This is a genomic window from Psychrobacter sp. Arc9 (assembly GCF_041431295.1).
Classification (GTDB): domain Bacteria; phylum Pseudomonadota; class Gammaproteobacteria; order Pseudomonadales; family Moraxellaceae; genus Psychrobacter.
Genome location: NZ_JASMRK010000007.1, coordinates 122,234 through 147,246 on the forward strand (window position 1 = coordinate 122,234; position 25,013 = coordinate 147,246).

20 protein-coding genes are annotated in these 25,013 nt (G+C 42.2%); 9 read left to right on the plus strand and 11 right to left on the minus strand.

The genetic code is table 11. The features are described 5' to 3' along the window. Positions 1-134 precede the first annotated feature (134 nt). Together QO187_RS05920 and msrB are read right to left on the minus strand one after the other, a co-directional pair. Positions 135-620 carry a glutathione peroxidase gene (locus tag QO187_RS05920; RefSeq protein ID WP_102092915.1) on the minus strand — a complete coding sequence of 162 codons (486 nt, stop codon included), beginning with the start codon at positions 618-620 and terminating at the stop codon, positions 135-137. Between the two features lie 128 nt (positions 621-748). Next, complete coding sequence (gene msrB, locus QO187_RS05925) at positions 749-1,174, minus strand: peptide-methionine (R)-S-oxide reductase MsrB (RefSeq protein ID WP_057760931.1); 426 nt, start codon at positions 1,172-1,174, stop codon at positions 749-751. 444 nt (positions 1,175-1,618) lie between these two features. Here msrB and QO187_RS05930 point away from each other — a divergent pair, with 444 nt between their 5' ends. Continuing rightward, a complete protein-coding gene (locus QO187_RS05930; protein ID WP_102092916.1) occupies positions 1,619-3,271 on the plus strand; it encodes an aminotransferase class I/II-fold pyridoxal phosphate-dependent enzyme in 1,653 nt (550 codons plus the stop codon). A 288-nt stretch (positions 3,272-3,559) separates the two neighbouring features. Here QO187_RS05930 and QO187_RS05935 read toward each other — a convergent pair whose 3' ends face one another. Next, on the minus strand, positions 3,560-5,167 hold the full coding sequence (locus QO187_RS05935) for an inorganic phosphate transporter (protein WP_102092917.1): 1,608 nt from the start codon (positions 5,165-5,167) through the stop codon (positions 3,560-3,562). A 580-nt stretch (positions 5,168-5,747) separates the two neighbouring features. Further along, entirely contained in the window at positions 5,748-7,439 is a 1,692-nt protein-coding gene (locus tag QO187_RS05940; RefSeq protein WP_102092918.1) for an ATPase, read from the minus strand. A gap of 318 nt (positions 7,440-7,757) precedes the next feature. Here QO187_RS05940 and QO187_RS05945 point away from each other — a divergent pair, with 318 nt between their 5' ends. From QO187_RS05945 to QO187_RS05960, 4 genes are all read left to right on the plus strand, one after another. After that, entirely contained in the window at positions 7,758-8,471 is a 714-nt protein-coding gene (locus QO187_RS05945; RefSeq protein WP_102092919.1) for a hypothetical protein, read from the plus strand. Positions 8,472-8,561: 90 nt separating this feature from the next. Next, positions 8,562-9,662 (plus strand): bifunctional demethylmenaquinone methyltransferase/2-methoxy-6-polyprenyl-1,4-benzoquinol methylase UbiE, encoded by a 1,101-nt coding sequence (gene ubiE, locus QO187_RS05950; RefSeq protein ID WP_228153153.1) that lies wholly within the window; start codon positions 8,562-8,564, stop codon positions 9,660-9,662. 118 nt (positions 9,663-9,780) lie between these two features. After that, the gene (locus QO187_RS05955; protein WP_102092920.1) at positions 9,781-10,485 is read left to right on the plus strand and encodes an SCP2 domain-containing protein; all 705 of its coding nucleotides are present in this window, start codon (positions 9,781-9,783) and stop codon (positions 10,483-10,485) included. 102 nt (positions 10,486-10,587) lie between these two features. Continuing rightward, the gene (locus QO187_RS05960; RefSeq protein ID WP_102092921.1) at positions 10,588-12,249 is read left to right on the plus strand and encodes an AarF/ABC1/UbiB kinase family protein; all 1,662 of its coding nucleotides are present in this window, start codon (positions 10,588-10,590) and stop codon (positions 12,247-12,249) included. A 118-nt stretch (positions 12,250-12,367) separates the two neighbouring features. On the opposite strand, the gene ruvB is transcribed toward QO187_RS05960, so the two are convergent. The 5 genes from ruvB to QO187_RS05985 all read right to left on the minus strand — a co-directional run bounded on the left by ruvB (position 12,368) and on the right by QO187_RS05985 (position 17,521). Continuing rightward, positions 12,368-13,351, minus strand: coding sequence for a Holliday junction branch migration DNA helicase RuvB (ruvB, locus tag QO187_RS05965; protein ID WP_057760949.1), 984 nt, complete (start codon positions 13,349-13,351; stop codon positions 12,368-12,370). A gap of 175 nt (positions 13,352-13,526) precedes the next feature. Then, positions 13,527-14,147: a Holliday junction branch migration protein RuvA gene (gene ruvA / locus QO187_RS05970; RefSeq protein WP_102092922.1), complete on the minus strand. Its 621-nt coding sequence runs from the start codon at positions 14,145-14,147 to the stop codon at positions 13,527-13,529. A 78-nt stretch (positions 14,148-14,225) separates the two neighbouring features. Next, on the minus strand, positions 14,226-15,263 hold the full coding sequence (gene fba, locus QO187_RS05975) for a class II fructose-bisphosphate aldolase (protein WP_057760953.1): 1,038 nt from the start codon (positions 15,261-15,263) through the stop codon (positions 14,226-14,228). A gap of 399 nt (positions 15,264-15,662) precedes the next feature. Next, positions 15,663-16,049 (minus strand): hypothetical protein, encoded by a 387-nt coding sequence (locus QO187_RS05980; protein WP_102092923.1) that lies wholly within the window; start codon positions 16,047-16,049, stop codon positions 15,663-15,665. Positions 16,050-16,306: 257 nt separating this feature from the next. Continuing rightward, entirely contained in the window at positions 16,307-17,521 is a 1,215-nt protein-coding gene (locus QO187_RS05985) for a phosphoglycerate kinase (RefSeq protein WP_371547766.1), read from the minus strand. Between the two features lie 506 nt (positions 17,522-18,027). Here QO187_RS05985 and QO187_RS05990 point away from each other — a divergent pair. Beyond that, entirely contained in the window at positions 18,028-18,357 is a 330-nt protein-coding gene (locus QO187_RS05990; RefSeq protein WP_102092925.1) for a TraR/DksA C4-type zinc finger protein, read from the plus strand. 65 nt (positions 18,358-18,422) lie between these two features. On the opposite strand, the gene QO187_RS05995 is transcribed toward QO187_RS05990, so the two are convergent. Together QO187_RS05995 and QO187_RS06000 are read right to left on the minus strand one after the other, a co-directional pair. Then, complete coding sequence (locus QO187_RS05995) at positions 18,423-19,091, minus strand: thiamine phosphate synthase (RefSeq protein ID WP_102092926.1); 669 nt, start codon at positions 19,089-19,091, stop codon at positions 18,423-18,425. A gap of 87 nt (positions 19,092-19,178) precedes the next feature. Continuing rightward, positions 19,179-20,261, minus strand: coding sequence for a serine hydrolase (locus tag QO187_RS06000; protein WP_057760963.1), 1,083 nt, complete (start codon positions 20,259-20,261; stop codon positions 19,179-19,181). 393 nt (positions 20,262-20,654) lie between these two features. Between QO187_RS06000 and QO187_RS06005 the strand changes: the two genes are divergently transcribed. From QO187_RS06005 to QO187_RS06015, 3 genes are all read left to right on the plus strand, one after another. Further along, positions 20,655-21,290 (plus strand): response regulator, encoded by a 636-nt coding sequence (locus QO187_RS06005; protein WP_102092927.1) that lies wholly within the window; start codon positions 20,655-20,657, stop codon positions 21,288-21,290. Between the two features lie 34 nt (positions 21,291-21,324). Beyond that, positions 21,325-23,082 (plus strand): PAS domain-containing sensor histidine kinase, encoded by a 1,758-nt coding sequence (locus QO187_RS06010; protein WP_102092928.1) that lies wholly within the window; start codon positions 21,325-21,327, stop codon positions 23,080-23,082. Positions 23,083-23,247: 165 nt separating this feature from the next. Then, a complete protein-coding gene (locus tag QO187_RS06015; protein WP_371547770.1) occupies positions 23,248-24,951 on the plus strand; it encodes a sigma-54-dependent transcriptional regulator in 1,704 nt (567 codons plus the stop codon). The last annotated feature ends 62 nt before the right edge of the window (positions 24,952-25,013 follow it).

Here is a 25,013-nt window from a genome sequence, read left to right on the forward strand (position 1 = left end):
TTTACTGTTGGGTGTCAAATAGTATTTACCACTTTTTTGGATATTTTTTCGATTTTTATTAGAATATCTAGCAAGCATCTGTTTTTATTGGTTTTATATTTTCATACAAAACCAATATTTTTTAGATTTAATGCTTACTTATTGGCTAATGCTTGCTTTATGTCGTTTTTGATGGCATCTGGCTTGGTCGTTGGTGCGTAGCGGTCAATAACTTGGCCTTTACTATCAACTAGAAACTTGGTGAAATTCCACTTGATACCATCTGTTAGCACGCCACCCTTTTGTTCTTTGAGCCATTGATAGATAGGATGAGCATCTGCGCCATTGACATCAGTCTTCGCCATCATCGGAAAGCTGACACCATAGTTCTTTTGGCAAAACGCGCCAATCTCATCGTTGCTACCTGGGTCTTGGCTACCAAATTGATTACAAGGAAAACCGATAACCACCAGTCCTTGATCTTTATACTGTTGATATAGCGACTCTAAGCCTTCAAACTGCGGCGTAAATCCACATTTACTTGCGGTATTGACGATTAATAATACTTTATCTTGGTAATCTGAAAAGGCTTGCGAGCTACCATCCATTCGCTCAGCCGTAAAATCATAAATTGTACTCATCATTTATCCTTAAATTGAGGTTTTTATTGTTTTAGATGTTTGTGCACTACTTCTTTTTCTATCATACACATAATAAAACTATTGAAAAGGAAGCACCTTGTACTTCCCTTTCACACTTCTAATACTACTTACTTCTCAGACTTATCTAAATCGATAGATACTGAGTTGATGCAATAGCGCATGCCTGTTGTCTCAGTAGGACCATCAGGAAATACATGACCCAAATGGGCGCCGCAGTTGCTACAAGTGACTTCGGTACGAGTCATGCCTAGCGAGTTATCGACGTGCTCTTCAATCGCGCTATTATCGATACCTTGATCAAAACTTGGCCAGCCACAGCTCGCATCAAATTTATTGCTTGAGTCAAACAAGCTTGCACCGCAGCCTTTACAACGGTAAACGCCATCATCAGTCGCATCATTATATACACCTGTAAATGGGCGTTCAGTGCCCTTCTCACGCATAATATGATACTCATCAGCGGTTAAACGCTCTTTCCAGTCAGCTTCAGTCAACTGGCTGATTTCTTCTTTGCTTAGTTGGTTGTCTTGCATAATTTATCCTTATTCGAGTATTTATTATCTAATCTCGGTAACTATTTTATCGCCATACGATTATGAAAACGACGTGCTCTATCTGTTGGTTATCGACGCACTATTCAAGGCATATATAAGAAAAGCACTCTTTATATTGTGAGATAGACAGCATGATTGAAGAGATTGACTGAGCTAAATATAGCAAATTAATTTTAGATAATGATGGATAAAGATTTAATTTCGATATCTATACATTTTATAGTCTATATAAGAGATTTAGAGCCATATAAATATAAACCGAATGTTAATTGCAAGATATACTTGCAAATACTAATAAAGCTGATTGTAAAACCATTTGCAAATTAACTATTAATGCAATAATATCTTGCATTAGTGTGTAACTAAAATGTTTAATATATCTCTACACTGAATAATTACTGATTAATAAAGGCTCGAACGACCATGTCTGACGACAATAGCAAAAGTACACAAGCGGAACGACTGGTACAGTTGCGCCGTGACAAAGGGTTTACTGCTGAGCAGCTAGCACAAGCTATGACAGCCGCTGGTGCAAAAGTGAGTCGTGGTGCTATATCAAACTGGGAGCGCGGTACCAACGGCATTGTCTCATCCAAGCTGCCTACACTCGCACGTATTTTGGGCTGTAGTGAAGGATATCTGTTGCGCGGCGACCTCAATAATGAGGTTATCGATGCAGGCAAGTCGACATCATCTATAGAGCGCAGTGAACGTCAAGAATTAGATACAAGTTCACACACCCAGTCAGATATTAAAGCGACTGTCGCTCAATCGACGACAACTTCTACTGCTGGTAAAGACTCAAAAACCAATTCGACAACCAATCCGAAAAACGGTCATGCTATGAACACCATAAAAAAATCTGATAAATTACAAAACGTTTGCTATGACATTCGTGGTCCTCTATTGCAGACTGCGAATAAGATGGAAGCAGAAGGCAAACGCATATTAAAACTAAACGTAGGCAACCCCGCGCCTTTTGGCTTAGAAGCCCCTCATGAGATTTTACGCGATGTCGCTATGAACTTATCTGAGGCAACTGGCTATTCAGACTCGCAGGGAATCTTTTCAGCGCGCAAAGCCATTTTGCAATACTACCAATCAAAGGGGTTGTTATCGGCCGTTGACGTACGTGATGTATATTTGGGCAATGGGGTTTCTGAGCTTATTGTCATGACCATGCAGGCGTTGATGAATGATGGCGATGAAGTCCTGATTCCGATGCCAGACTACCCGCTTTGGACTGCCGCGGCCAACCTCGCTGGCGGTACTGCTGTGCACTATCGCTGCAATGAAGAAGATAACTGGCACCCTGATATTGAAGACATCAAGTCTAAAATTACGAGCAAAACGAAAGGTATCGTGGTTATTAACCCAAATAACCCGACAGGTTCACTTTATAGTGATGAGTTATTAAAGCAAATTATTGAAGTCGCTAAAGAGCATGATTTGATCATCATGGCCGATGAGATTTACGATCGTATTCTCTATGACGATAATGTACATACGCCGATGAGCACCTTAACTGACGACGTGCTAGTACTCTCTTACAATGGCTTGTCGAAGTCACATCGTATTGCAGGTTTTCGCTCAGGTTGGATGATGGTATCAGGCCGCAAACAGCACGCAGCTGACTTTATTGAAGGCTTAGATATGCTAGCATCCATGCGCCTTTGTTCTAACGTGCAGGGACAGTATGCCATTCAAACAGCGATGGGTGGGCATCAGAGCATGCAAGACCTGACTTCTGAAAAGGGTCGCCTATATAAGCAACGTGAAATGGCAGTCTCACGTCTTAATGCTATCAAAGGTATTTCTTGTACCATGCCTCAAGGCGCGTTTTACTGTTTCCCAAAAATGGATCCAGAGGTCTATCCTATCACCGATGATATGGATTTTATGATGGACTTGCTCGTTGAAGAAAATGTATTGATGGTTCAAGGTACTGGGTTTAACTGGGATAGACCCGACCATTTCCGTCTGGTGTTCTTGCCTAACTTGCTTGACCTAGAAAATGCGATGGATAGATTGGACAGATTTTTTGCCAAAAAACGTAAGCAGTTTGGTACCGAGTAAATCATTATACATCATTAAAAAAACGCTTATCGGCATGATGCTGATAAGCGTTTTTTATTGCGTTGAACCTAGGGCGTGTCTTCAATTCACCCGATAGTCATCTAAATGGGCTAAAAATGGCTAAATCTTGCCAAACATCGTCAAATAGCTGGTTAATATCCCGATATTATCTGCGCTATTTTTCTTGTTTGACGGCAATTTATCTCATTTTTACCACCATTTTTGAAATGAAGACACGCCCTAGTTATTAAAACTCAATTATGATAATTCACTGATAAAAACAGCGCATTAAAAAATATTGCTCAATACGAGATAACTAATAGCAGACATAGTAGCCGCTGCAGGCAGCGTCACAATCCAAGCCAAACCAATTGGTTTCATAAGCTTCCAGTTAGTATCTCTGTTGACGATACCGATACCCAGTACCGCGCCTACTAGCGTGTGAGTACTTGATACAGGTAGACCCATCGTCGATGCACCCATCACAACAGCTGCTGCTGCTAGCTCAGCTGAGAAGCCTGAAGCTGGATGCATTTTCGCTAGATTGGTACCGACAGTTTGAATCACTTCTTTACCAATGAACCAAAGACCAACGATTAGTGCCACACCAAAGGTCAGCATGACAGCAGGTGGCACCGCAGCTTCAGTAGCGATACTATTAGTACGAATCACATCCATAATGGCGGCAAAAGGACCAACCGCGTTGGCGATATCGTTTGAACCATGACTAAAGGCAAAAGCTGACGCGGTAAAGACCTGCATCCAGCTAAACATAATGAACGTCGCTTTGGTCAAATCTTCTTTATGCTTACCGCGGATACTCTTGGTATAAATATAGGTCGCTAACCATACTAGCGCCGCTATCATACCCATAATCAAGAAGCCCTGTAGTGTGGTCAGGCCGCTATTAACATTTTTCAGACCTTTAAAGACGACTAGAGAAGTCATCACCGCACCACCTGCGGCAGCAATGATAGGTACCCATTGCTTAAGTGCTTTTAGAGTATCAAGGCTACTGCGCTCATTCTCAATATCATAAAGCTTTTTGTAGTAATCAGTTTCTAAATCTTCAACGATACAATCATCATCTTTATAGATTTCCTGATCACGTAGCATTGCTGACGTATAGGCCAATTGCTCAGACTCTGTCAAACCATCCAAAAACTCTTTATGGTTTTGCTTTAAGACTTTTTTATTGCCTTTTAGCGTCGCAATATGAGCTTCGGTTTTATCATTATATTCAATGATGTTTTTCTTAATTTGTCCATATAAAAGATAAGACAACACGCCACCTAGTAGCGGCGACAATACCCAAGAAATAGCGATGGTCCCAACCGTTCCCCAGTCTACCGTTGATAGCGCCATGTCCGTACCACCTAACGTGATACCTAAAACAATGGAGCTACCAATCACACCGCCAATAATGGAGTGAGTGGTCGAAACAGGCAGACCTTTTTTGGTCGCAAATAACAGCCAAAATGCTGCTGCAACCAATGCGGAGAGCATGACATAAATGAACTGATTGGGCGTCACTGATAGACCATCTAGATCGACGATGCCGCTTCGAATCGTATCAGTCACCTCCCCGCCTGCAAGGACTGCCCCCGATACTTCAAATATCGCGGCAATACCCAATGCTTGCGGGATAGTCAACGTCCCTGCACCCACCGAAGTACCAAAGGAGTTGGCGACATCGTTACCACCGATATTGAATGCCATAAAGACACCAAAAGCGGTCGCCACAATGAATAGCGTCGTTTGCTGACGCATGGTGTAATCTAAACCCCACCACAAGAAGTAGGAAGTCATCGCAATCAGTAAAATGGCAAAAAATAGATTGATTCTCATAGAGCCAACTGGCTTGACTGACTCTGTAGAACTGCTGCTAATACCCATACGTTAGTACGTCCTGCGTAAGCTGATTAAAATTATATGAGGTTGATAATATTGCGCTGCTACTCACAGTGCTTGTTACGGCATCTAATGAAGTAGCATATATAAAATATACAACATGCGGTTAGAAGATTTTGAACCGACTAGAGAGAAAGTAAATAATACATCCTTCAACATGTCACAAAGCCGCAAGTGATATTGCCAAATCGTCTGATTACAGCATCTTGCGGCTTATATATTTCTTAGCGATATTTGTGGTACTACTAACAGCTATTGTAACAATTTTTGTCGTAATTATTAAGTTATCTATACTAAATAACCAAAACACGTTGTTTGCTAAATTAAAATTATTATTTAGCAGGAGCTGTTTTGCGCTCTATTATATTAAATATGAGCACATAATGCATGATGATATTGCGAGATTTGTAACTGCTAGTGTATACGGACAAGACCACACTCTGTAAAAGACAGGATAACTCGAATATGTTTCGAGCCATCCTACTTAGGAAATACTTGAAAAACACTTGGAAAATACAATTATATGAGCCTATAAGAATCCTTAAAACTCATTCATTTTTGAGAACTATTTGCTTTCAGAAAATGCAGACAACTGCTCAATAGCATGATCTAACACGTCTAAACGCGCTTGACGTTTTTCATTGGTCGCAATAACACACCATGGTGCTATCTTGGTATCCGTGCGTGCCAGCATATCTGCTGCAGACTGCACATAATCTGACCATTTATCACGGTTACGCCAGTCATCATCTGTCAGTTTAAATTGCTTATGTGGTGTTTCTTCACGATCTTCAAACCGTTTAAGCTGCTCTTTTTTATCAATCGCTAACCAATACTTGATAACCAACGTTCCTGCTGCTGCCAAGTCCGCCTCAAAACGATTGATCTCATCATATGCTCGTTGCCATTCATCAGTCGACGCAAATCCTTCAATACGCTCAACCAACACGCGCCCATACCACGTACGATCAAAAATGGCGATACGGCTAATACGATTGGTTTGCTCGTCAGGCAATCTTGTCCAGAAACGCCACAAGTAAGGATGCTGAGTCTCATACAACATCGGCGCGCCAATATTATAAATTTGATACTCGCGGGGATCTAGCGGTGCGACCAACCTCTTGATTGCACCGCCCTTGCCAGCAGCGTCCATTCCTTCAAAAGCAAATACAACATGCTGGCCTTGGCGTGCACGTAACAATTCAGCGAGCCTTGCCTGCTTCTCTGCCAATGCCTCACGATAGTCGGACTTACTGATTTTTTTATCTTTAATAGACGTCAGCTGCTTAGGTATCGGTACAGGCTCAAACTGTTTTTGTTTAGTATCTGAGTTAATTTTCAGTGTCTCGGACTGAGAATGGTTTTCTGACGTTTCCTTGTCACTGTCATTGCTATCTGCCTGACTACTCACCAGCGCGGTTTGCATAGCGTGTAGCACCAAGTGACAAAAGTTATCAGCAGCCTCTAACTTATCGTCACCATCAATGATGACCCAATCATCCTGTTGACGCAGCAAGGTTGCAGCCACCTCATTAAACTTTTCGATGACTTGCTTATTATGCCAGTCAATTTGATACAAAAACTGCGGATCTGCTTCATCATCCTCTAAGCGACTGTGTAACGTTTCGATATCAACATGAAACCAGCATTTTAGTAATTTGGTTTGATTAGAAATGAGATCCTTTTCAAATGCTTTTAGCGTATCTAACTGCTGCTGTAGATAGTCTTGCCACTGAGCGATAGGAAGCGAATTTTTATCTGTCTGACCTTTATCATTTGATAATGTTTCAAGGTTCTCACTATCTGATGTCGCTAGTCGCATGACGTTGTATAATAAATCAGCATACCAGTTGCCGAAATATACCATGACATCACCATGGCGCGGCATTGCGCTAGTATGTGCTTGCCAAATAGGCTGATAGCTCAATGGCGAATGACCAATGGTAGCCTCAACTTTAAGCAGCCTTGGATCCACCCATTGCCGTAACTGTTTAACGGCGGTACCTTTACCCGCTTGCTCCATTCCGTTAACTAGTACTAACAGGCCTGTTGGCTTATTGAGGGTCGGCGGCGTTTGCTGGCGAGTGGCTTTTAAAGCATACTGAGCTGTTACCAATGCCAGTCTAAGTGAATCTTCATCCAGTGAAAACTGACTTAAAGGATTGGGCTTTAGACGCTGCTCCACAACTTGCTCACTAAATTGTGTACTTACCGCTTGTGGTGCTTTTGGTTCAGTAGTATCATTTTTTTTAGACATGATTACACTCGCTATTATTGTTATTGGTCTGCTTTACCGTTGAGTGACTTATGGGATAGCTATTAATAGGACAACTCTTAATATTTCTGACTCATCGCTCATTTTTATCTCATTTAATCATAGCACTGCGCCAATCGAGTAAATAATATTGCTGTGTAACAGATTGATATTTGTATTCTTAATTATTTTCTTTTAAGGTGAACACAATTTTGGGTATAGGATAGAACAGTTGTTGAAAATTTTATAACCCTGAACCACTATATTTAAAACAACCATACTCAAATTTAATTACCCTTTACTTCTACAGGATCTACTGCCATGACCGCTTTAGCTGATTTACAACAGCATTTGACACGATTTTGGGCGATGCCTCATCACCAAAATGATGAATTAAATGCTAAGCTCAAAGAAGTACAATCATGGCAACAAGCACGTCTGCAGCAGACGCATCGCGAGCTATTTGAACAACCTAAAAACCAACTAATGGCCGATTACTTCCTCACCCAACTGTATGGTGGCGAAGAGTTCAAGTTATTAGCAGAGCAATTGGCACGTATCCTGCCAAAAGCGAAAAAGCTAGAACGTCTTGCCAAAGAGTCAGCTCTAGAGGCTGGTAGCATGGGTATCCAAGCAGCAATTTTTGCCATTGAGCTAGATCTGCATTTAGCCCAGTGGTTACTCGCTCAAGATTTGCCAGTGAACGAAGAGAACATGCTAACCGCCTATCGAACTGTCGATGAAGAAGACGAGCGCCGAGTTCAGATTGCCAATTTAAAAGACGTCTGTTATCGCACAGACAAACATCTAAATTCGTTTATGCTCAAAAAAGCCTTTGCACTAGCAAAAAGTACAGCCTATCGTCATGGCTACCAGCCGCTTTATGATTTTATTGATACAGGATTTAAGGCCATGAAACCTCTGAGCAGCGTCAGCGATTTTATTGAGCCGTTCTGCAAGCGTGAGCTGTCCATTATTGATCAGGTTCATGATACGGATAATGGCAGTAAGCCAGTAGCGTTTGGTGTATCATAAGGTCAATATGTTGAATAGCCAATTGACGCTTACTATTTAACGATTTCCTCCGATAAAGACAATCATAAAAATAAATTCTAGGACAACATGATGACTGATAATTCAAAAGATAGCAGCACTCCTTCTAATCAAGCCACAACAACGAATGGTCATTTGCAAGACAAACTGGTAAAAGACAGTATTGCTCATAATCAACAGATTAGCGCGCAGATATTACGCAACCAAACAACCAATGTCGTACCGAGCAGGAATAATAGCGTTGCTAGTGATGACAATAGCGACTTTACTAAAGTTCAAGACCTACCAACTGGAACGCCACAAGGCCAACAAACCACTATGCCAAACAACGATCAAACGACTCGCACAAACCCTTCAGAGCAAACCATAAAACAAACGCTATTCAATCAGCGTGATGATATCAATAATCCGCACACGCCTGAAACAGACGGCAACGAGCAGACGCATTTTGGTTATAAGACCGTCAATAAAGCAGAAAAACAAGCACGTGTGGCTGACGTATTTACCTCTGTTGCCAAAAAATACGACATCATGAATGACTTGATGTCATTTGGTATTCATCGTCTGTGGAAGCGCTATGCGATTAGTCTATCGGGCGTGCGCGCTGGTCAACATGTCCTTGATATCGCGGGTGGTACAGGCGATTTGGCCAAAGTATTTAGCCGTGAAGTTGGTAGAAATGGCCACGTGGTACTATCTGATATCAATGCTGCGATGCTAGAAGTAGGCCGTGAGCGCCTAATCAATGCTGGTTGTAATAACGTTGACTTTGTATTAGCAAACGCTGAGACATTAGCCCCTTTTGATGATGAAAGCTTTGATTTGGTAACCATTAGCTTTGGTTTGCGTAACGTCACAGACAAAGATGCCGCGCTAAAGTCTATGTATCGCGTCCTAAAGCCAGGTGGTCGTCTATTGATTTTAGAATTCTCCAAACCAGTATTTGAGCCACTATCTAAAGCCTATGATTTGTATTCATTTACCGCACTGCCAGTGATGGGTAAGCTGATTGCTAATGATGCTGAAAGTTATCAGTATTTAGCTGAGTCAATTCGTATGCATCCTGATCAGCAGACACTTAAGCAGATGATGCAACAAGCTGGGTTCGAGAACTGTGATTATCATAACTTGACTGCTGGTATCGTGGCTGTCCATCGCGGCTTTAAAGCGTAACGATAGAGTACGATTTGCAAGACTATTACGTTTAACAGACCCTATTGAACCTAACACGAACACACGATGCGCTGATGCAGCTAATGCGAAGGCGCTCACTTACCGATGCGAGAGCCTTATGCTGACTGTCCTTCTATTAGCTGGTGCCGAAAAGCTAATTAACATTGCCATTGCTAGTGATGAGATTACCAAAGCAGGTTTAGCGCCGCTTGCAGGTAAGGTGTTACGTCTTAATATGGGAATGCCTGAGATTCATTTAGACATCCTGTTCACTCATGAGCGTTTGCGCTTTGAGCCAGTCACGACAGAGAGCATATTTGAGCCAAGTGGCCAGATGAATGAGCGCCAAAGAGCCGGCATGGAGCGCGCACGTTTTGGTCACAGTCGTCCAGACTGTACCATCACCGTAGACAATGCCGCTCAACTGCTCAGTCTGATGCGCGGCGCTGAAGGTAACTTACCAATCGCTGGTGATTACAAGGTGCTGATGCAGCTCAAGCAACTGGTTGCAGGATTTGACCCTGACGTGGCTGGACAGCTTGAGCCTTTTATTGGTAAACCAATGGCTAGCCAGTTACACCTTCTTATCTCTCAGCTCAAAGGTAGCTGGCGTCATAGTGCCAAACGTGCTTTTGATGACGTCAGTGATTGGGCCAATGAAGTAGCTGGCAATAGCACACCTGACCCTATCGAGGTGGCTGAAGCAAATGATCTTAAGCAGCTATTGTTAAAATTACGTGCTGACGTCGAACGAGAAGAAGCCAAACTTGCTGCTATCAAAGAAGAGCAAGCTCAGTTTCTTAATAACTCGTTTCATCAATAGCCGATTGTCTCAATCATAAATGAACGCTATTACCGATGGCACTATTTATGATTAAGCACAACGCCTACCCCATTTTCGTCTTTGTTTAGAGTACCTAACCTCATGCTATTATCGCACCGCGCTCGTCTACTTGAGCTTTGGCGTATCGCCGCAATGTATCGCCTTGATACCCATTTTTCTATCGAAGAAGCACCGCAGCTGCAGCCTTTGGCGCGATTAATTCGCATGCATCCAGCAGCATGGGGCAAGAAGCACCAACCAAATGCGATTAAGTATGCGCTTGAGGACATGGGTACGCTGTTTTTGAAACTTGGCCAGTTACTCTCAACGCGTCGCGACTTGGTACCGCCTGAGATTATCGCTCAATTGATTCAGTTGCAAGACAAAGTTAAGCCTTTTGACGCTGATATTGCTGTCGCTCAAATTCAGCATCCTAAACATGGTCTTGGCCAGTCTATTGAAACCTTGTTTGCTCGATTCGATATCAAACCGTTAGCGGCTGCTTCTATCGCCCAAGTTCATACTGCTGCCCTACATGATGGGCGTGAAGTTGTGGTAAAAGTGGTTCGCCCCGATATTCGCACTGTGATTGTTTCTGACTTTGAGCTACTGCGAGAATTGGCAAGCTGGGCATCTGCACGAATTGAAGCGGCACGTGCCATTCATATCATCGATATTGTCGAAGACTATCGGCAAGTCATGCTCAATGAGCTTGATTTGACGCTTGAGGCTGATAATACTACTCAGATGCGCAACAACTTCTTGGGTTCAGCACTGATGTATGTGCCTGAAGTATATGATGCTGCCAAAAATGTGATGGTCATGGAGCGTATCCAAGGTGTCCCTATCTCACAAGTTGAGATGTTTGATCAGTTAGGTTACGACCGTGCAGCGCTTGCAGAAAAAGGCCTAACGATATTTTTCACCCAAGTCTTCCGTGATAACTTTTTTCATGCTGATATGCATCCAGGCAATGTGTTCGTAGAGACACCACCTGTGCAAACCTTACATGCAGGTATGGCAGCAGTTGATTTAGGTCATGAACCACGTTATATCGGGCTTGATTGCGCCATCATGGGCACTTTATCAAAAGATGATCAGCTCATCGTGGCGCGGATGTTACTTGCCGTAATGAACAATAACTTCACCGCCGTAGTTGATATTGTTAGCCGTGCAGGTTGGATACCACCAAATGCTGATAAACATGCCCTGATGCGTGATATGAAACGTACCGTCGGCCCTATGCTACAAAAATCAATCGATGATATCGACTTCGCTGGCGTACTGATGCAGATTTTGGACATTGCGCGTAGACATCATATGAGTATCCCGCCGCAGCTGATGCTTTTGCTAAAAACCTTGGTCCATGTGGAAGGACTCGGTCGTGATTTATATCCTGATCTAGACATTTGGTCACTTGCCAAGCCAATTCTAAGCAGTTGGATTAAAGAGCAATTAGATCCTATGCGTAATCTACAACAGCTGCGCCAACAACTTCCTGAAATACTCCTGTCTACTACTGATATTCCTAAACTATTAGATCAAGGACTACAAAGCCTTGCCTCACAGGGCTCTCGCCAGGACAGTCAACTACGCGAGATACAACAGATTCGCGCTGACATGCTAAACGACCGTCGTCGTGATTGGTTGGCACTCGCAGGGTTTGCTATTTTTATCGCTATCGCTACGCAAGTTATCGGCTGGCTATCACCTATATTTTATATACTGGCTGTTCTAGTGGTTGTTTGGCGAATTTTAGCTTAGAAATCAGATTTATTTTTATTCAATCAGTTCAGAAAATTTTCATAATTTCAGATTTAAACAAAAAAATGCGCCTACTTCTCATTAAAAGTAGACGCATTTTTTTATTGAATACTGATTACTATAACATCTGATCTATTGCCATCTGTGTCAGTACGCGGCCACGAGCAGTTCGCAGCACATAACCTTGTTGAATCAGATACGGCTCAATCACATCTTCAAGCGTACCACGGTCTTCAGCCATCGCTGCTGCCACTGCTTCAACACCCGCAGGACCACCGTCAAAGCGCTCGTGCAATATTTCGATATAACGTCTGTCTAGATGATCAAGACCGCGTCTATCCACTGCCAGCATATCTAGCGCACTACCTGCAATCGCGCCGTTAATACTACCGTCGCCTCTTACCTCAGCATAGTCACGCACACGGCGTAATAGGCGGTTAGCAATCCTTGGTGTACCGCGTGCACGGCGCGCAATCTCTACAGCCCCGTCTTCACTCATTGGTACACGCATTAGACGTGCTGCGCGACTGACAATCGTCGTTAGATCAGCAATATTGTAAAACTCAAGGCGCTGTACAATTCCAAAACGGTCACGTAGTGGTGACGTCAATAGCCCTGCTCTAGTGGTTGCTGCTACCAAGGTAAATGGCGGCAAATCAAGCTTGATAGAACGCGCAGCAGGCCCTTCACCAATCATAATATCTAATTGAAAATCCTCCATCGCTGGATAAAGAATCTCTTCAATAACCGAGCTTAGACGGTGAATTTCATCAATAAACAGTACGTCACCCGCTTCTAGGTTGGTCAGCATGGCTGCCAAATCTCCTGGGCGCTCGAGCACAGGCCCTGAAGTAGAACGCAGATTACCACCCATTTCACGAGCGATGATATTGGCGAGGGTCGTCTTGCCCAGACCTGGTGGACCAAATATAAGTGTGTGATCTAGCGCTTCGTCACGGCCACGAGCAGCACCGATGAACACTTCCATCTGCTCACGTACCACCGGCTGACCAATATACTCGGCCAATAATGCTGGTCGGATATTGGCATCAGGAGCGTCACTTGCACCTTCTAGCGGATTAATTAAACGATCTTGCGTCATAGAATTTATCATTATATTAAAAAATTAGTTAACAAATAGCATAACCAAACGCTGCGCATAAGTCATGCAAAACCTCATTAAGCGAGCACTAAAACGAAAATAAGCGACATTTAATGTCGCTTATTAATTTAATACACTATGTGGTTGTCATCGATAGACGGCTAATTAATATGAATTAAAAGCCAGATAACTGCTGTAAAGTAGCTTTTAATAAGCCTTGAGTATCAGCAAAAGTATCTCCTTTACTCTTAGCAGCTTTAATCGCTAGCTGAGCTTCTTTTTCTTTGTAACCCAAGCTAATCAACGCGCCTTCTACTTCAGCGATGATACTGCCTTCGTGAGAAATCGTGGTTTCTTGAGGCGTCAATTCAAACGCACCATTATCAACGTCGATATTCTTTAACTTATCTTTTAGCTCAATTAATAAACGTTGCGCCGTCTTTTTACCAATACCTGGGATACGAGTCAATGCCGTCTCCGACTCTTGTTCGACGTGCATTTTTAGCTCAGCTGCTGACATTGCCGACAGCATAGCCAAGGCCATTTTTGCTCCAACACCATTAATTTTAATTAACTGGCGAAAGACATCTCGTTCTTTTCGATCGATGAAGCCGTATAGCAATTGGGCATCTTCGCGAACATGGAAATGTGTCCAAATGCTGGCTTGTTCGTTAAGCTGTAACTGACAAAATGAAGGCAATGGCAGTTCGATATCATAACCCACACCAGAGGTCGTAATGATACAAGCAGTCGGTGCCATCAAGTACTGCACCTGTCCGGTAATCAATCCAATCATTATTTACGACCTCTTATGTAAAATATTATAAAATCAGCTGCTACTTCATGATTAACAACTACGTTCTACAATACAGTCTTATTGATAAAAATTTACCATACCTTCAAGACTGGTTGGGCGAATTTTATGTGCTTGACCTGCAGAGCCGAACGCTTCAAAACGATTGGTACAGATATCTGACATCGCTACCATAGATGCTTTAAAGTATTTACGCGGATCAAATTCACTTGGATTTTTTGCAAGGAATTCGCGGATAGCACCAGTTGATGCCAGACGTAAATCCGTATCGATATTTACTTTACGCACACCATGTTTGATCGCTTCAACAATTTGTTCAACTGGCACGCCATAAGTTTCGCCGATATCACCGCCATTTTCATTAATAACTTTTAGCCATTCTTGTGGCACTGATGAAGAACCGTGCATGACAAGGTGGGTATTAGGAATACGGGCATGAATCTCTTTTACACGCTCAATAGATAAGATATCGCCTGTCGGTGGACGTGTGAACTTATAGGCACCATGGCTAGTACCGATAGCAATCGCTAACGCATCGACATTGGTATCTTTTACAAACTGCTCAGCTTCATCAGCACTGGTCAATAGTTGCTCATGATCTAGCACACCTTCAGCGCCAGAGCCATCTTCTTCGCCAGCCATACCAGTTTCAAGACTACCTAGGCAACCGATTTCGCCCTCTACAGAGACGCCGCAAGCATGAGCCATCTTAACAACTTCCCGCGTGACGCTAGCATTGTAATCATAGTCCATTGGCGTTTTGCCATCTTCACCAAGTGAGCCGTCCATCATCACTGATGAGAAACCTAATTGGATTGAGCGTTGGCAAATAGCTGGTGACATACCGTGATCTTGATGCATTACCACTGGAATATGTGGCCATTCTTCGATCGCAGCGATAATCAAATGACGCAAAAATGCTGACCCTGCATAGTTACGTGCGCCTGCACTGGCTTGGACAATAACAGGTGAATCACAAGCATCCGCAGCCATCATGATTGCACGCATTTGCTCTAAGTTATTGACGTTAAAGGCAGGAACACCATAGCTGTGTTCAGCGGCATGATCTAGAAGTTGACGTAAGGATATTAGGGCCATAAGACGCTCTCTGATTAGATTTTGAATAGTATTTTAAAAAACAGCTTGATAGCAATCATTTCACTGTATATTCGACCATACTGACCGTATATAGGCTAGTGAAAGTCTGAATGATATTGGATATGATTACCACGCGGTGATTATAGCAAAAATTGTTCTGTCTTCGTAGCAGTTGACCGACTATTTATCAGTCTATACCGTCTCTTGATACCAGTTTAATTTTTATAAACTGTCACTTTATAAACTACCACAATGACATACAACGCAAAAAGCCTTGGCAATCACCAAGGCTTTTCTAGTATTTTGAGGCTTATAAAGCAATGACTATTCTTAAAGGTTACATATCAATCGATAGCTTCCCAGTAAATCAGTCATTATAGTGCTTAGTTATCGCGTAGCTTAGTACTGTTGCTCTGCATCAACTGCAACATCATTTGCGCCATCAGCAACAGCGTTAGCGCCATCAGCGACAGCTTCAGCAGTATTTTCAACCGCTGTGTTAGTGCTTTCAGCAATAGCATCGCCAGTGTTTTCTAGAGCGTCTGTCGCAGCTGCACCAGCAGTGTCAGCGCCTTCGGCAACTTCAGTACCAGCGTCTTGAGCAGCAGCTTCAGCTTCAGCAGCAGCAGCTTCTGTTTCAGCGGCAGCAGCTTCAGCGTTTGCAGCAGCATCATCGCCAGCAGATTCAACAGCAGCTTCAGTGTTTTCTTCTGTTTGTTGGCTACATGCAGTGATTGCAAAGGTACCAGCAAGTACGCTAGCAAGTAATAAATGACGTTTTAACATAATAAACCTCTCGTAAATAATGCATGTCAAAATACATGGTCGCGCTATTTTATAGAGTGCGAATCAGACATGCAATAATAATTTTCAGTATATAAATAAATAATGACTGCTTAATAATAATCGATGACTATTGCACTTACTTATGCTAATAAAAACAAGCAAATCAACAGCCAAAATATTATTTTTACAGACTACCTTAGTTATTTAAAGTTAGTTGTACGTCTAATGTTACTAAGCTACAGAGTATCGTTAATTAGTTAGGCATCTATTTGCAGCGCAGCGACTGCCGGAAGTACTTTACCTTCAACAAACTCTAAAAACGCACCGCCACCTGTTGACATATAACTCACGCCTTCAGCAACTTGATATTTATCAATAGCTGCTAACGTATCACCGCCGCCCGCGATAGAAAAACCATCGCTGTCTCTTACAGCAGTAGCTAATATCTGTGTGCCTTGCCCGAAAGCATCGACCTCAAATACACCCACTGGACCATTCCATAAGATAGTTTTTGCATTGATAATAGCATCGGCAAGCTGCTTTGCGCTTTCTGGTGCGATGTCCAATATCATGTCATTGTCACCGATCGCATCAACTGATTTGATCGTTGCAATGGCTTTTTGCAATGAGCCAGTAAAGTCAGCGAAATCGATGTCATTTTTATCAGCGACTACGACGTATTCAGGCAGCAAAATTTCAGTCTTGGTCATAATGTCACGTGCAGTATCGAGCAAGTCTGCTTCGTACAATGAGGCGCCAACACTGTGACCTTGTGCTGCTAAGAAAGTGTTAGCAATACCGCCACCAACGATAATCTGTGTGCAAACTTCAGCCAAGCTGTGTAGCACTTCTAATTTGGTTGATACTTTTGATCCACCAACGATAGCAAGCATTGGTTGTGCTGGTGTTTCAAGCGCTAGGCTCAAAGCATCAAGTTCAGCAGCTAACAATGGCCCTGCACACACAGTTTTGTCTGCTTGACGCATTGCTTGCGTAACACCTTCTGTTGATGCCTGTGCACGGTGCGCTGTACCAAAAGCATCCATTACAAACACATCGCACAAATCAGCGTACTTTTTCGCTAACATGGCATCGTTTTTCTTTTCACCGTCATTGAAGCGTACATTTTCTAATAGAACCACTTCGCCAGATTTTACATTGGCACCTTGGGTAAGATAATCGCTATTAAGACGTACAGGCGTCGATAGTTGCGAGCTTAATTTTTCCGTCAGATAGTCAGCAACTGGTGCTAATGAATATACAGCTTCAGGATTGCCTTCTGTTGGGCGGCCTAAATGTGAGCAAACAATTACCGCAGCGCCTTTTTCGAGCGCCATCTTGATGGTAGGAAGACTGGCCTGCAAACGCGCATCGCTTGTGACCTTACCGCCTTTAATAGGCACATTTAAATCTTCTCGAATCAAGACCACTTTATCCGTTAAGTTCAACTCACTCATACGCAAAAAATTCATTACCTGCTCCTATGCATCAATATATCTGTTAATTTGCGATTACTGTCGTTACTGATGTGACCGTTATAGTCAGCTCTATATAAATCGGATTCAGTGCTAAACTCGATCAATCTACTATTTTGTAGCATTCTCGCTCGCCTGCTTTATAACTACGCTATTTTATATCTAAGCTATATAGTCACTATCAGCTTTATTGCTTTTTAATGTCTTTTTAACGCTTGGCTCTGACACTTATCAGATCACTCTGATGAGTCGATCAAGTAAGCAGAATTCAGCGGCGGTGTATTCTACCAGTTTTCTAGCGCAGTCTCACAAGCAACCTGACACAAATCTCAGCACGTTTAAAATATTTAGTCTAAATTCTCAGACCGTTATTCGATGGCAACAATTGCAGTTGCTAGCTTTAAGCATAGTCAATAAACCGTAACATTTCGTGGTGGTACTCAGCAGTCAAGCTCTTTATGATAGAAACATTGACAATAAAAATAATCCATTAGGAGAAAATAATGAGCATCAATTTAGACACTTCCAAGCAAAATCTATTAGAACTAAAAGATGAGTATGAGTCTCGCATTAATAAAATTGAAGATCATATTCAGAATCCGCAAGATGATCTCAATGAACACTGGGAAGATCAGGCCATATCCTATCGTCAAAACGACATGCGCAAAAATTTGATGAGCGAGGCGCGTCAAAGCTTAATCTATGTCGAAAATGCATTGAGTCGAATTGAAAATGGTACTTATGGCGAGTGCGAAGTCTGCGGCGAGCCAATCGAAGAGCAACGCTTAGAAGCGCTACCCTATGCCACCTTATGTATGGAACACGCTGAGTAGCGCTGTCATATTAATACTCTATTGTAAGACTATTGCTACTCTAAAACCTCTCTAATAAGAGTACTTCAAGTAGGTATTTTCCATTTGGAAAATGCCTGCTGCCATTCGTGACAGCGCTGAGATATGTCCGCTACTGGCAAGTCCATGATATCCCCAACTACTGCTACAAGCGCAATGGGCAAATCTACTAACTCTGATATATTTTCTGCGGTTAATCCGCCTATTACACATATTGGTATGCCTTGCTGACACCCTTCCACAAGCTGCTGACGCGAAATGATATTAGCATTTGGCTTAGTTGTAGAAGTAAATACAGCACCCATCGCAGCATAACTTGCGCCGTCATTTTTTGCTTCTTTAATCAGCGCTACATCACCATGGCAGGTACGACCGATGATTTGATGCGGTGATAGAGACTGTAGAGCATCACCGATACTGCCGTCTGTTTGACCAAGGTGTACCCCAACGCCAAGCTTTTCGGCCAACTTCACGTCATCATTAATAACAACTGGCACGTTATACGTTTTAGCTAACTCAACGATTCTTTGCGCCTCATCAAAAAGCTTCAAAGCTCCATCAGGTAGACTAAGAACTTGCTTACGACGAATTTGTAATAGCGCAATTAATCCTGTCGATAAGGCTGCTTCTAGCTTTTGATATAACAGCTCAAACTCATCGTCGTTCGTCAATAGATATAGCTTAGGTGTAGGAGAAGAGAATGGTGAATGACCCATAGCGTGTATCCTTAATTCTTAAATTCAACACAATAAAAAAGCTGTTATATGATATAACAGCTTTTTTATATATTTAGAACAGATAGCTTATACTGTACGGCGTGTAGCCAAACTATTTAAGATATTTTTAGCATCGCCCCAACGTGTTGCTGAGCTGTTTGCTCCTAAGATAACAATAATTGCAGGACGATTATTGACCCGAGTTTCCATTACCACACAACGTCCGGCTTCATTGATAAAGCCTGTCTTAGAGATACCGATTGGATAGCTGCCGTCACGGACCAACGTGCTAGTATTACTGGCTTTATAGGTACGGTTACCACTTGAGTAGTTTGAGACAAAAAAGTCATAGCTCTTAGTGGTAGAGAAACGACGAATCACATCATAGTTACCAGCGGCACGTACCATTTTGACCAAATCTTTTGACGAAGCTACGTTGCGCTTATCAAGTCCAGTTGGATCACCAAAAAATGCCGTATTCATGCCCAAATCTTGTGCTTTACGATTCATTGCACGCATAAAAGCATCATAGCCACCTGGGTAGTTACGCGCTAGACTCTTCGCCGCTGGGTTTTCAGACTTCATCAACGCCATCAATAGCATCTCAGCACGGTTTAAACGATCACCTGATTTCAAACGCGAGCTTGCACGCTTAGGACCAACAAAATCTTCTGGATCAAGCGTAATTTCTTCACGCATATCAAGACCAGCATCCAACACCACCATAGCCGTCATAACCTTGGTGATACTAGCCATTGGGCGCGCGATATCAGCATCTTTTTCGTAAATAGATTCGCCAGTTTCAGCGTCGATCACCGCAACACTACGTGAATCCGTACTAATCGGAATCATATCGCTGCTACCAAATGCCCCACGATAAGTTGTGTTATAGCGGGCACTATTGGTGTTATTACTACTAGCAAAACTATTAGTATTCGTAATATTGGTAGTGCCGTAGCCATTATCGACTTTCTTAATAGCAGAGCCATTAGACTTGTACATTATGTTGCGGGCTTCAGACAAGCTATCAGCACCGCCCCAGCTCAGGCGGGCACTAGAGGCAGTGTCAGTGCTACCATTAATTGTAAGTGCGGCTTGTGCAACACTGCCCAAACTCAATGAAATCATAGCAGCGATCAATTGCTGTTTGGTTAATGGTAGTTGCTTCATTATGCCTCCTGCTGTCGCTATTACGCCAGTTACATATTGTCTGACGCCAAAAACGTACGTAGCGTTTATAGATGTGTTTGTAAGTACTCACATAGAGCTTTTGTATTTTTAGTGTATCATGGTTTACATTTAAGTTTAATCTATCAAACTGATTTAGTAGTTTTTTTTGGCTTCATTCAAACTTTGCTACAACCAATTTATATTATAGAAACATCAATTCACACTGCAGCAATATAATTTAACTTCGAATGTTATGATTACTCGTATTTTGTTATATTGATCAGCGGTATTTTGAATATACAAAGATAACAATAATGGTTGAAATATATTCGTTTTTTATACTATTTGAACCTAATAAAGCGTTCATTCTGACAATCAATAAAGAGTATGGTTATGATTAAAGTATTAGTGGTAGATGATCATGATTTGGTACGGATGGGTATTAGCCGTATGTTGTCAGACAGCCCCGATATTGAAGTGGTAGGTGAAGCAGACAGCGGTGATATGGCTATCAAACAAGCCAAACAACTACATCCTGATGTGATTTTGCTAGACGTCAATATGCCGAATATTGGCGGGCTTGAAGCAACCAAACGTCTGATACAACTCGACATAGGTATCAAGATTTTGGCGGTCAGTAGTATGTCTGCACAGCCCTATCCCTCAATGCTGATCAAAGCAGGTGTGAATGGTTACATTACCAAAGGCACGCCGCTTGATGAAATGATACGTGCGGTCAAAAAGATTTATCAAGGAGGTCGTTACTTCAGTCAAGACGTCGCTGAACAGTTAGCGGATGTTTTATTGTCTGATAATGCAAACTCACCTTTTGACTTATTAAGTGACAGAGAAAAACAAGTGGCCATGATGGTTGTTAATTGTCAAAGCCCTCAGCAAATAGCTGATCAATTGTTTGTTAGTGTCAAGACTATTAATACGTATCGCTACCGTATTTATGAAAAAGTTGGGGTTGATAGTGATGTTAAATTGACTCATTTGGCCATTCGTCATGGTCTGATTCAACCATAAACCATTTTAGCGTTTATTTTATTACGGCCAGTTTATGAACCCTGCTACCAATCTTAGCTCTGCCATTACTCGTTATGTACATCATGACGATACGCTTCCTCTGCCGCAGTTGCGTAAGTTGGGGCTGATCTATAGCAGCTATCGCTTCGTTGTTAGCCTGTTCTCTATGCTCATGCTATACATTAGTGCTCGTACAGGTGATGGCACTTCTTTACCGAGTTTTTTACAACAAACGACTCTAAGCTTCTATGTACTGTTAAGTTTGATACTGCTTGGATTATTTTATGTCGTTACAAAACATATGCGCCGCCAACTGGCATTCGGACTGGCCTTAGACGTTATTATATTAAGTCTACTGCTCTACACGACAGGCAACCCTGATTTGCAGTTAACCATGCTATACATGGTGGTCGTCGCGGCTAGCTTTATGCTACTACATGGCTCACAAGCGTTGGTTATTACTTTACTTGCCATCATTCTCGTTATTTATCAGCAGTTTTTTTACGCTATTGCTAACAGCATGAGTCTAGCCAATCTAGGTGATGCGCTACTGATGTCGGCGAGCTTTTTAGCAGTGGGCGGTTTGAGTTGGTCTATCTCTCAACGATTGGTACAGCTTGAGAAAGTCGCGGCAAACCATGCTAAGGAAGTCGAGCGACTAAACGTGATTAATCAAGAGGTCATCACACAGATGGTGAATGGTGTTATCGTTATCGATAAGCAACATATTGTCTTAGCAAACCTTGCCGCACATCAATTGCTGAGCCTTTCTCTTGTCACGCCTGTCACAGCACAGAATACCCTTGACGATACAAAAGAGACTCATAACAAAGCACTTCTCTCCAATTTTGAGCAGCAACTCAATAAGCAGCATACACAGTTATTTAATGCCTGCTTGTCGGTAGCATCTGGGCAGTCACGCGCTTTTACCTACGATGTGCCAGCTGTGGCAAATGCCTCAATATTTGGCAAATTACGCGTACAGATTATTCCACTAAAAGACGATAGCAAACTTGTCATATTAGAAGATTTACGCCGTGAGCAAGCCAGCGCTCAACAACTGAAACTGGCTTCTTTAGGGCAATTAACTGCCAGTATTGCCCATGAAATCAGAAACCCATTAGCAGCGATATCGCAAGCCAGCCAGCTATTAATGGAAGATGTTGCAGAACAAATGGAAGATGACAGTGCATTAACAAGTGAATCGAATGCTGCCATGACCGGCAACCATGAGCTTTATGAAATGATATTTTCACAGACAAAACGTGTAAACCGTATCATTGAGGATATTTTAAAGCTATCTCGTCAGCAGACGGCTACCCAGCAGGTGCTCGAATTGGCTGAATGGATGCCATCGTTTTTGGAGAATTACTTTCAAGGACACGACATTTTTCTACGAATAAAAACCAAACCCATCATATCATTTGATACTCATCAGTTAGAGCAGATATTGATCAACTTAATTAATAATGGCCTGCGTTATAGTAGCTATTCTCATCCTCATGCTTATGTAGAAATCGACATTTACTGCGCAGACAACGATGTTATAATCGATATATTAGATAATGGTAATGGTGTTAGTGCTGGAAATTTAGAACTTTTGTTCGATCCATTTTTTACAACAGATAAAGCTGGTACAGGGCTAGGGCTCTATTTATCACAAGCATTTTGTGAAGCCAATCAAGCACGTCTACTCTACATTCCTGAACATGAAAAAACATGCTTTCGATTAATTGTGCCTTCTATCAAATCTGATAATAAATTTTATACTATCGAAGAAAATCTTACCTAAATTCATCCTTTGAAAGCTATATTATTTCGAATTAGTTTTTGCAAAATATAATATTTGAAATGAGATTATAGTATCAAATATTTAAGTTCCAACTTTGTATGAAACTATACGCCTATTTAGACCCAGCTATTGATTTTATAGCCATTGAATACGATGAGATGATGTATGACAACAACCGCGCTAGTCGTCGATGATGAAGTAGATTTATGTCGATTGATGCAAATTACCCTAACTAAAATGGGTATCAAAAGTGATGTGGCTTATACATTGTCGCAAGCAAGAACATTTTGGCAAGACAATGACTACGATTTTTGTCTGACGGATTTAAAACTGCCAGATGGCTCGGGACTTGAGCTGGTAAAAGAAATTAGCAATAGCTCTAATATTCCAATAGCGGTGATTACGGCTCATGGCAGCATGGATTTAGCCATTGAGGCATTAAAGCTTGGTGCCTTCGATTTTGTCAATAAACCGCTAGAACTACCACGTCTGCGCCAACTAGTAGAGAATGCCATAAAAGTTATTCATCAAGATAACGAAGTACAGGCCGCACCGGAATGCTCTCCTGAACAAAAAATGCTAGATAGTAGATTGATTGGTAATTCTGCTGTCATGCATCCCCTCAAAAATACCATTTTAAAGCTAGCACGCTCACAGGCACCTGTGTTTTTATCGGGCGCTTCTGGCACAGGTAAAGAAGTGGTCGCCAGATTGATCCATGATTTAAGTCCACGGCGTGATGGCAGCTTTGTACCAGTGAACTGCGGTGCGATACCATCGGAGTTAATGGAGTCGGAGTTTTTTGGTCATAAAAAAGGCAGCTTTACAGGGGCTGTCGCTGATAAACAAGGGTTATTCCAGCAAGCCAATGGCGGCACGTTATTTTTAGATGAAGTGGCAGACTTACCTTTAGCCATGCAGGTTAAATTGTTACGTGCCATTCAAGAAAAAACAGTAAGGGCAATTGGTGATACAAAAGAAGTGCCTGTAGACATCCGCATTTTGTCTGCCACTCACAAGGACCTGAGCCAATTGGTACAAGATGGTGCATTTCGACAAGATTTATATTATCGCATCAATGTCATTGAGCTAAAGCTTCCAACGCTTAATGCACGCCGTGATGATATTCCTGTGTTGGCAGACCACTTTTTAGCGATGATTGCTGATGACTGGCAATTAGAGTCACCGCCCTCATTGACGATGGAAGCCTGCGAACGCTTACAACGCCACGATTTTGCGGGTAATGTTCGTGAACTACGCAACTTACTGGAGCGTGCAGTTACGTTAGCTGAAACTTCATATATAGACGTTAGTCATTTAGGTCTTCCTGACATTGAACCTGAGCTTGTAAATATACAAGAGCAAAATCATAGCTCAGCTATCGATAGCTCTGAGCTACTTGCCCGTAACTTAGAAAATCAAATAGACGTTCAATCTACAAAAGACGATGAGCAAGTCATTCAATCTAGTCGCAATATAGCGACGCAGGTTGAGCAAAAGGCAACCAATTTACATCCTTATCGTACTAACACCAACCACTACCCTTCAATGGTTCAGCATTCGTCAACTAGTAATGATAGTTCGTCAACCAACGTAGCAAGTACTCATGACGAAGAGTCGCTCCTTGACTCCACCGCCCAACAAGAAACTTCTAAAGACATATCAGGTTTACCAGAATTGTTCGACGGTCAATTACCGCCTCAAGGGTTAGAGCATTATTTGCAGGAACAAGAAAAGCAGCTGATTATCACGGCACTCAAACAAACTGGCTGGAACAAAACCCAAGCAGCTGAATTATTAGGAACCACCTTTCGCTCTTTACGCTACCGTATGAAAAAGCTCGAAATTTCTGAAGATGCGTTCGACTAGTTTCTTTTGAACGTCATCATCAAATATTTTTAAGCGTTGAATGGTATGTGCTGTTAATTAAT

Coding starts and splice junctions, on each gene's coding strand:
- QO187_RS06000 (WP_057760963.1), bottom strand. CDS start 20,261: ATGAAGCAACTACCATTAACCAAACAGCAATTGATCGCTGCTATGATT.
- QO187_RS05930 (WP_102092916.1), top strand. CDS start 1,619: ATGTCTGACGACAATAGCAAAAGTACACAAGCGGAACGACTGGTACAG.
- msrB (WP_057760931.1), bottom strand. CDS start 1,174: ATGCAAGACAACCAACTAAGCAAAGAAGAAATCAGCCAGTTGACTGAA.
- fba (WP_057760953.1), bottom strand. CDS start 15,263: ATGGCCCTAATATCCTTACGTCAACTTCTAGATCATGCCGCTGAACAC.
- QO187_RS05990 (WP_102092925.1), top strand. CDS start 18,028: ATGAGCATCAATTTAGACACTTCCAAGCAAAATCTATTAGAACTAAAA.
- QO187_RS06010 (WP_102092928.1), top strand. CDS start 21,325: ATGAACCCTGCTACCAATCTTAGCTCTGCCATTACTCGTTATGTACAT.
- QO187_RS05985 (WP_371547766.1), bottom strand. CDS start 17,521: ATGAATTTTTTGCGTATGAGTGAGTTGAACTTAACGGATAAAGTGGTC.
- QO187_RS05920 (WP_102092915.1), bottom strand. CDS start 620: ATGAGTACAATTTATGATTTTACGGCTGAGCGAATGGATGGTAGCTCG.
- QO187_RS05960 (WP_102092921.1), top strand. CDS start 10,588: ATGCTATTATCGCACCGCGCTCGTCTACTTGAGCTTTGGCGTATCGCC.
- QO187_RS05955 (WP_102092920.1), top strand. CDS start 9,781: ATGCTGACTGTCCTTCTATTAGCTGGTGCCGAAAAGCTAATTAACATT.
- QO187_RS06015 (WP_371547770.1), top strand. CDS start 23,248: ATGACAACAACCGCGCTAGTCGTCGATGATGAAGTAGATTTATGTCGA.
- QO187_RS05940 (WP_102092918.1), bottom strand. CDS start 7,439: ATGTCTAAAAAAAATGATACTACTGAACCAAAAGCACCACAAGCGGTA.
- QO187_RS06005 (WP_102092927.1), top strand. CDS start 20,655: ATGATTAAAGTATTAGTGGTAGATGATCATGATTTGGTACGGATGGGT.
- ruvB (WP_057760949.1), bottom strand. CDS start 13,351: ATGACGCAAGATCGTTTAATTAATCCGCTAGAAGGTGCAAGTGACGCT.
- QO187_RS05945 (WP_102092919.1), top strand. CDS start 7,758: ATGACCGCTTTAGCTGATTTACAACAGCATTTGACACGATTTTGGGCG.
- ubiE (WP_228153153.1), top strand. CDS start 8,562: ATGACTGATAATTCAAAAGATAGCAGCACTCCTTCTAATCAAGCCACA.
- QO187_RS05995 (WP_102092926.1), bottom strand. CDS start 19,091: ATGGGTCATTCACCATTCTCTTCTCCTACACCTAAGCTATATCTATTG.
- ruvA (WP_102092922.1), bottom strand. CDS start 14,147: ATGATTGGATTGATTACCGGACAGGTGCAGTACTTGATGGCACCGACT.
- QO187_RS05980 (WP_102092923.1), bottom strand. CDS start 16,049: ATGTTAAAACGTCATTTATTACTTGCTAGCGTACTTGCTGGTACCTTT.
- QO187_RS05935 (WP_102092917.1), bottom strand. CDS start 5,167: ATGGGTATTAGCAGCAGTTCTACAGAGTCAGTCAAGCCAGTTGGCTCT.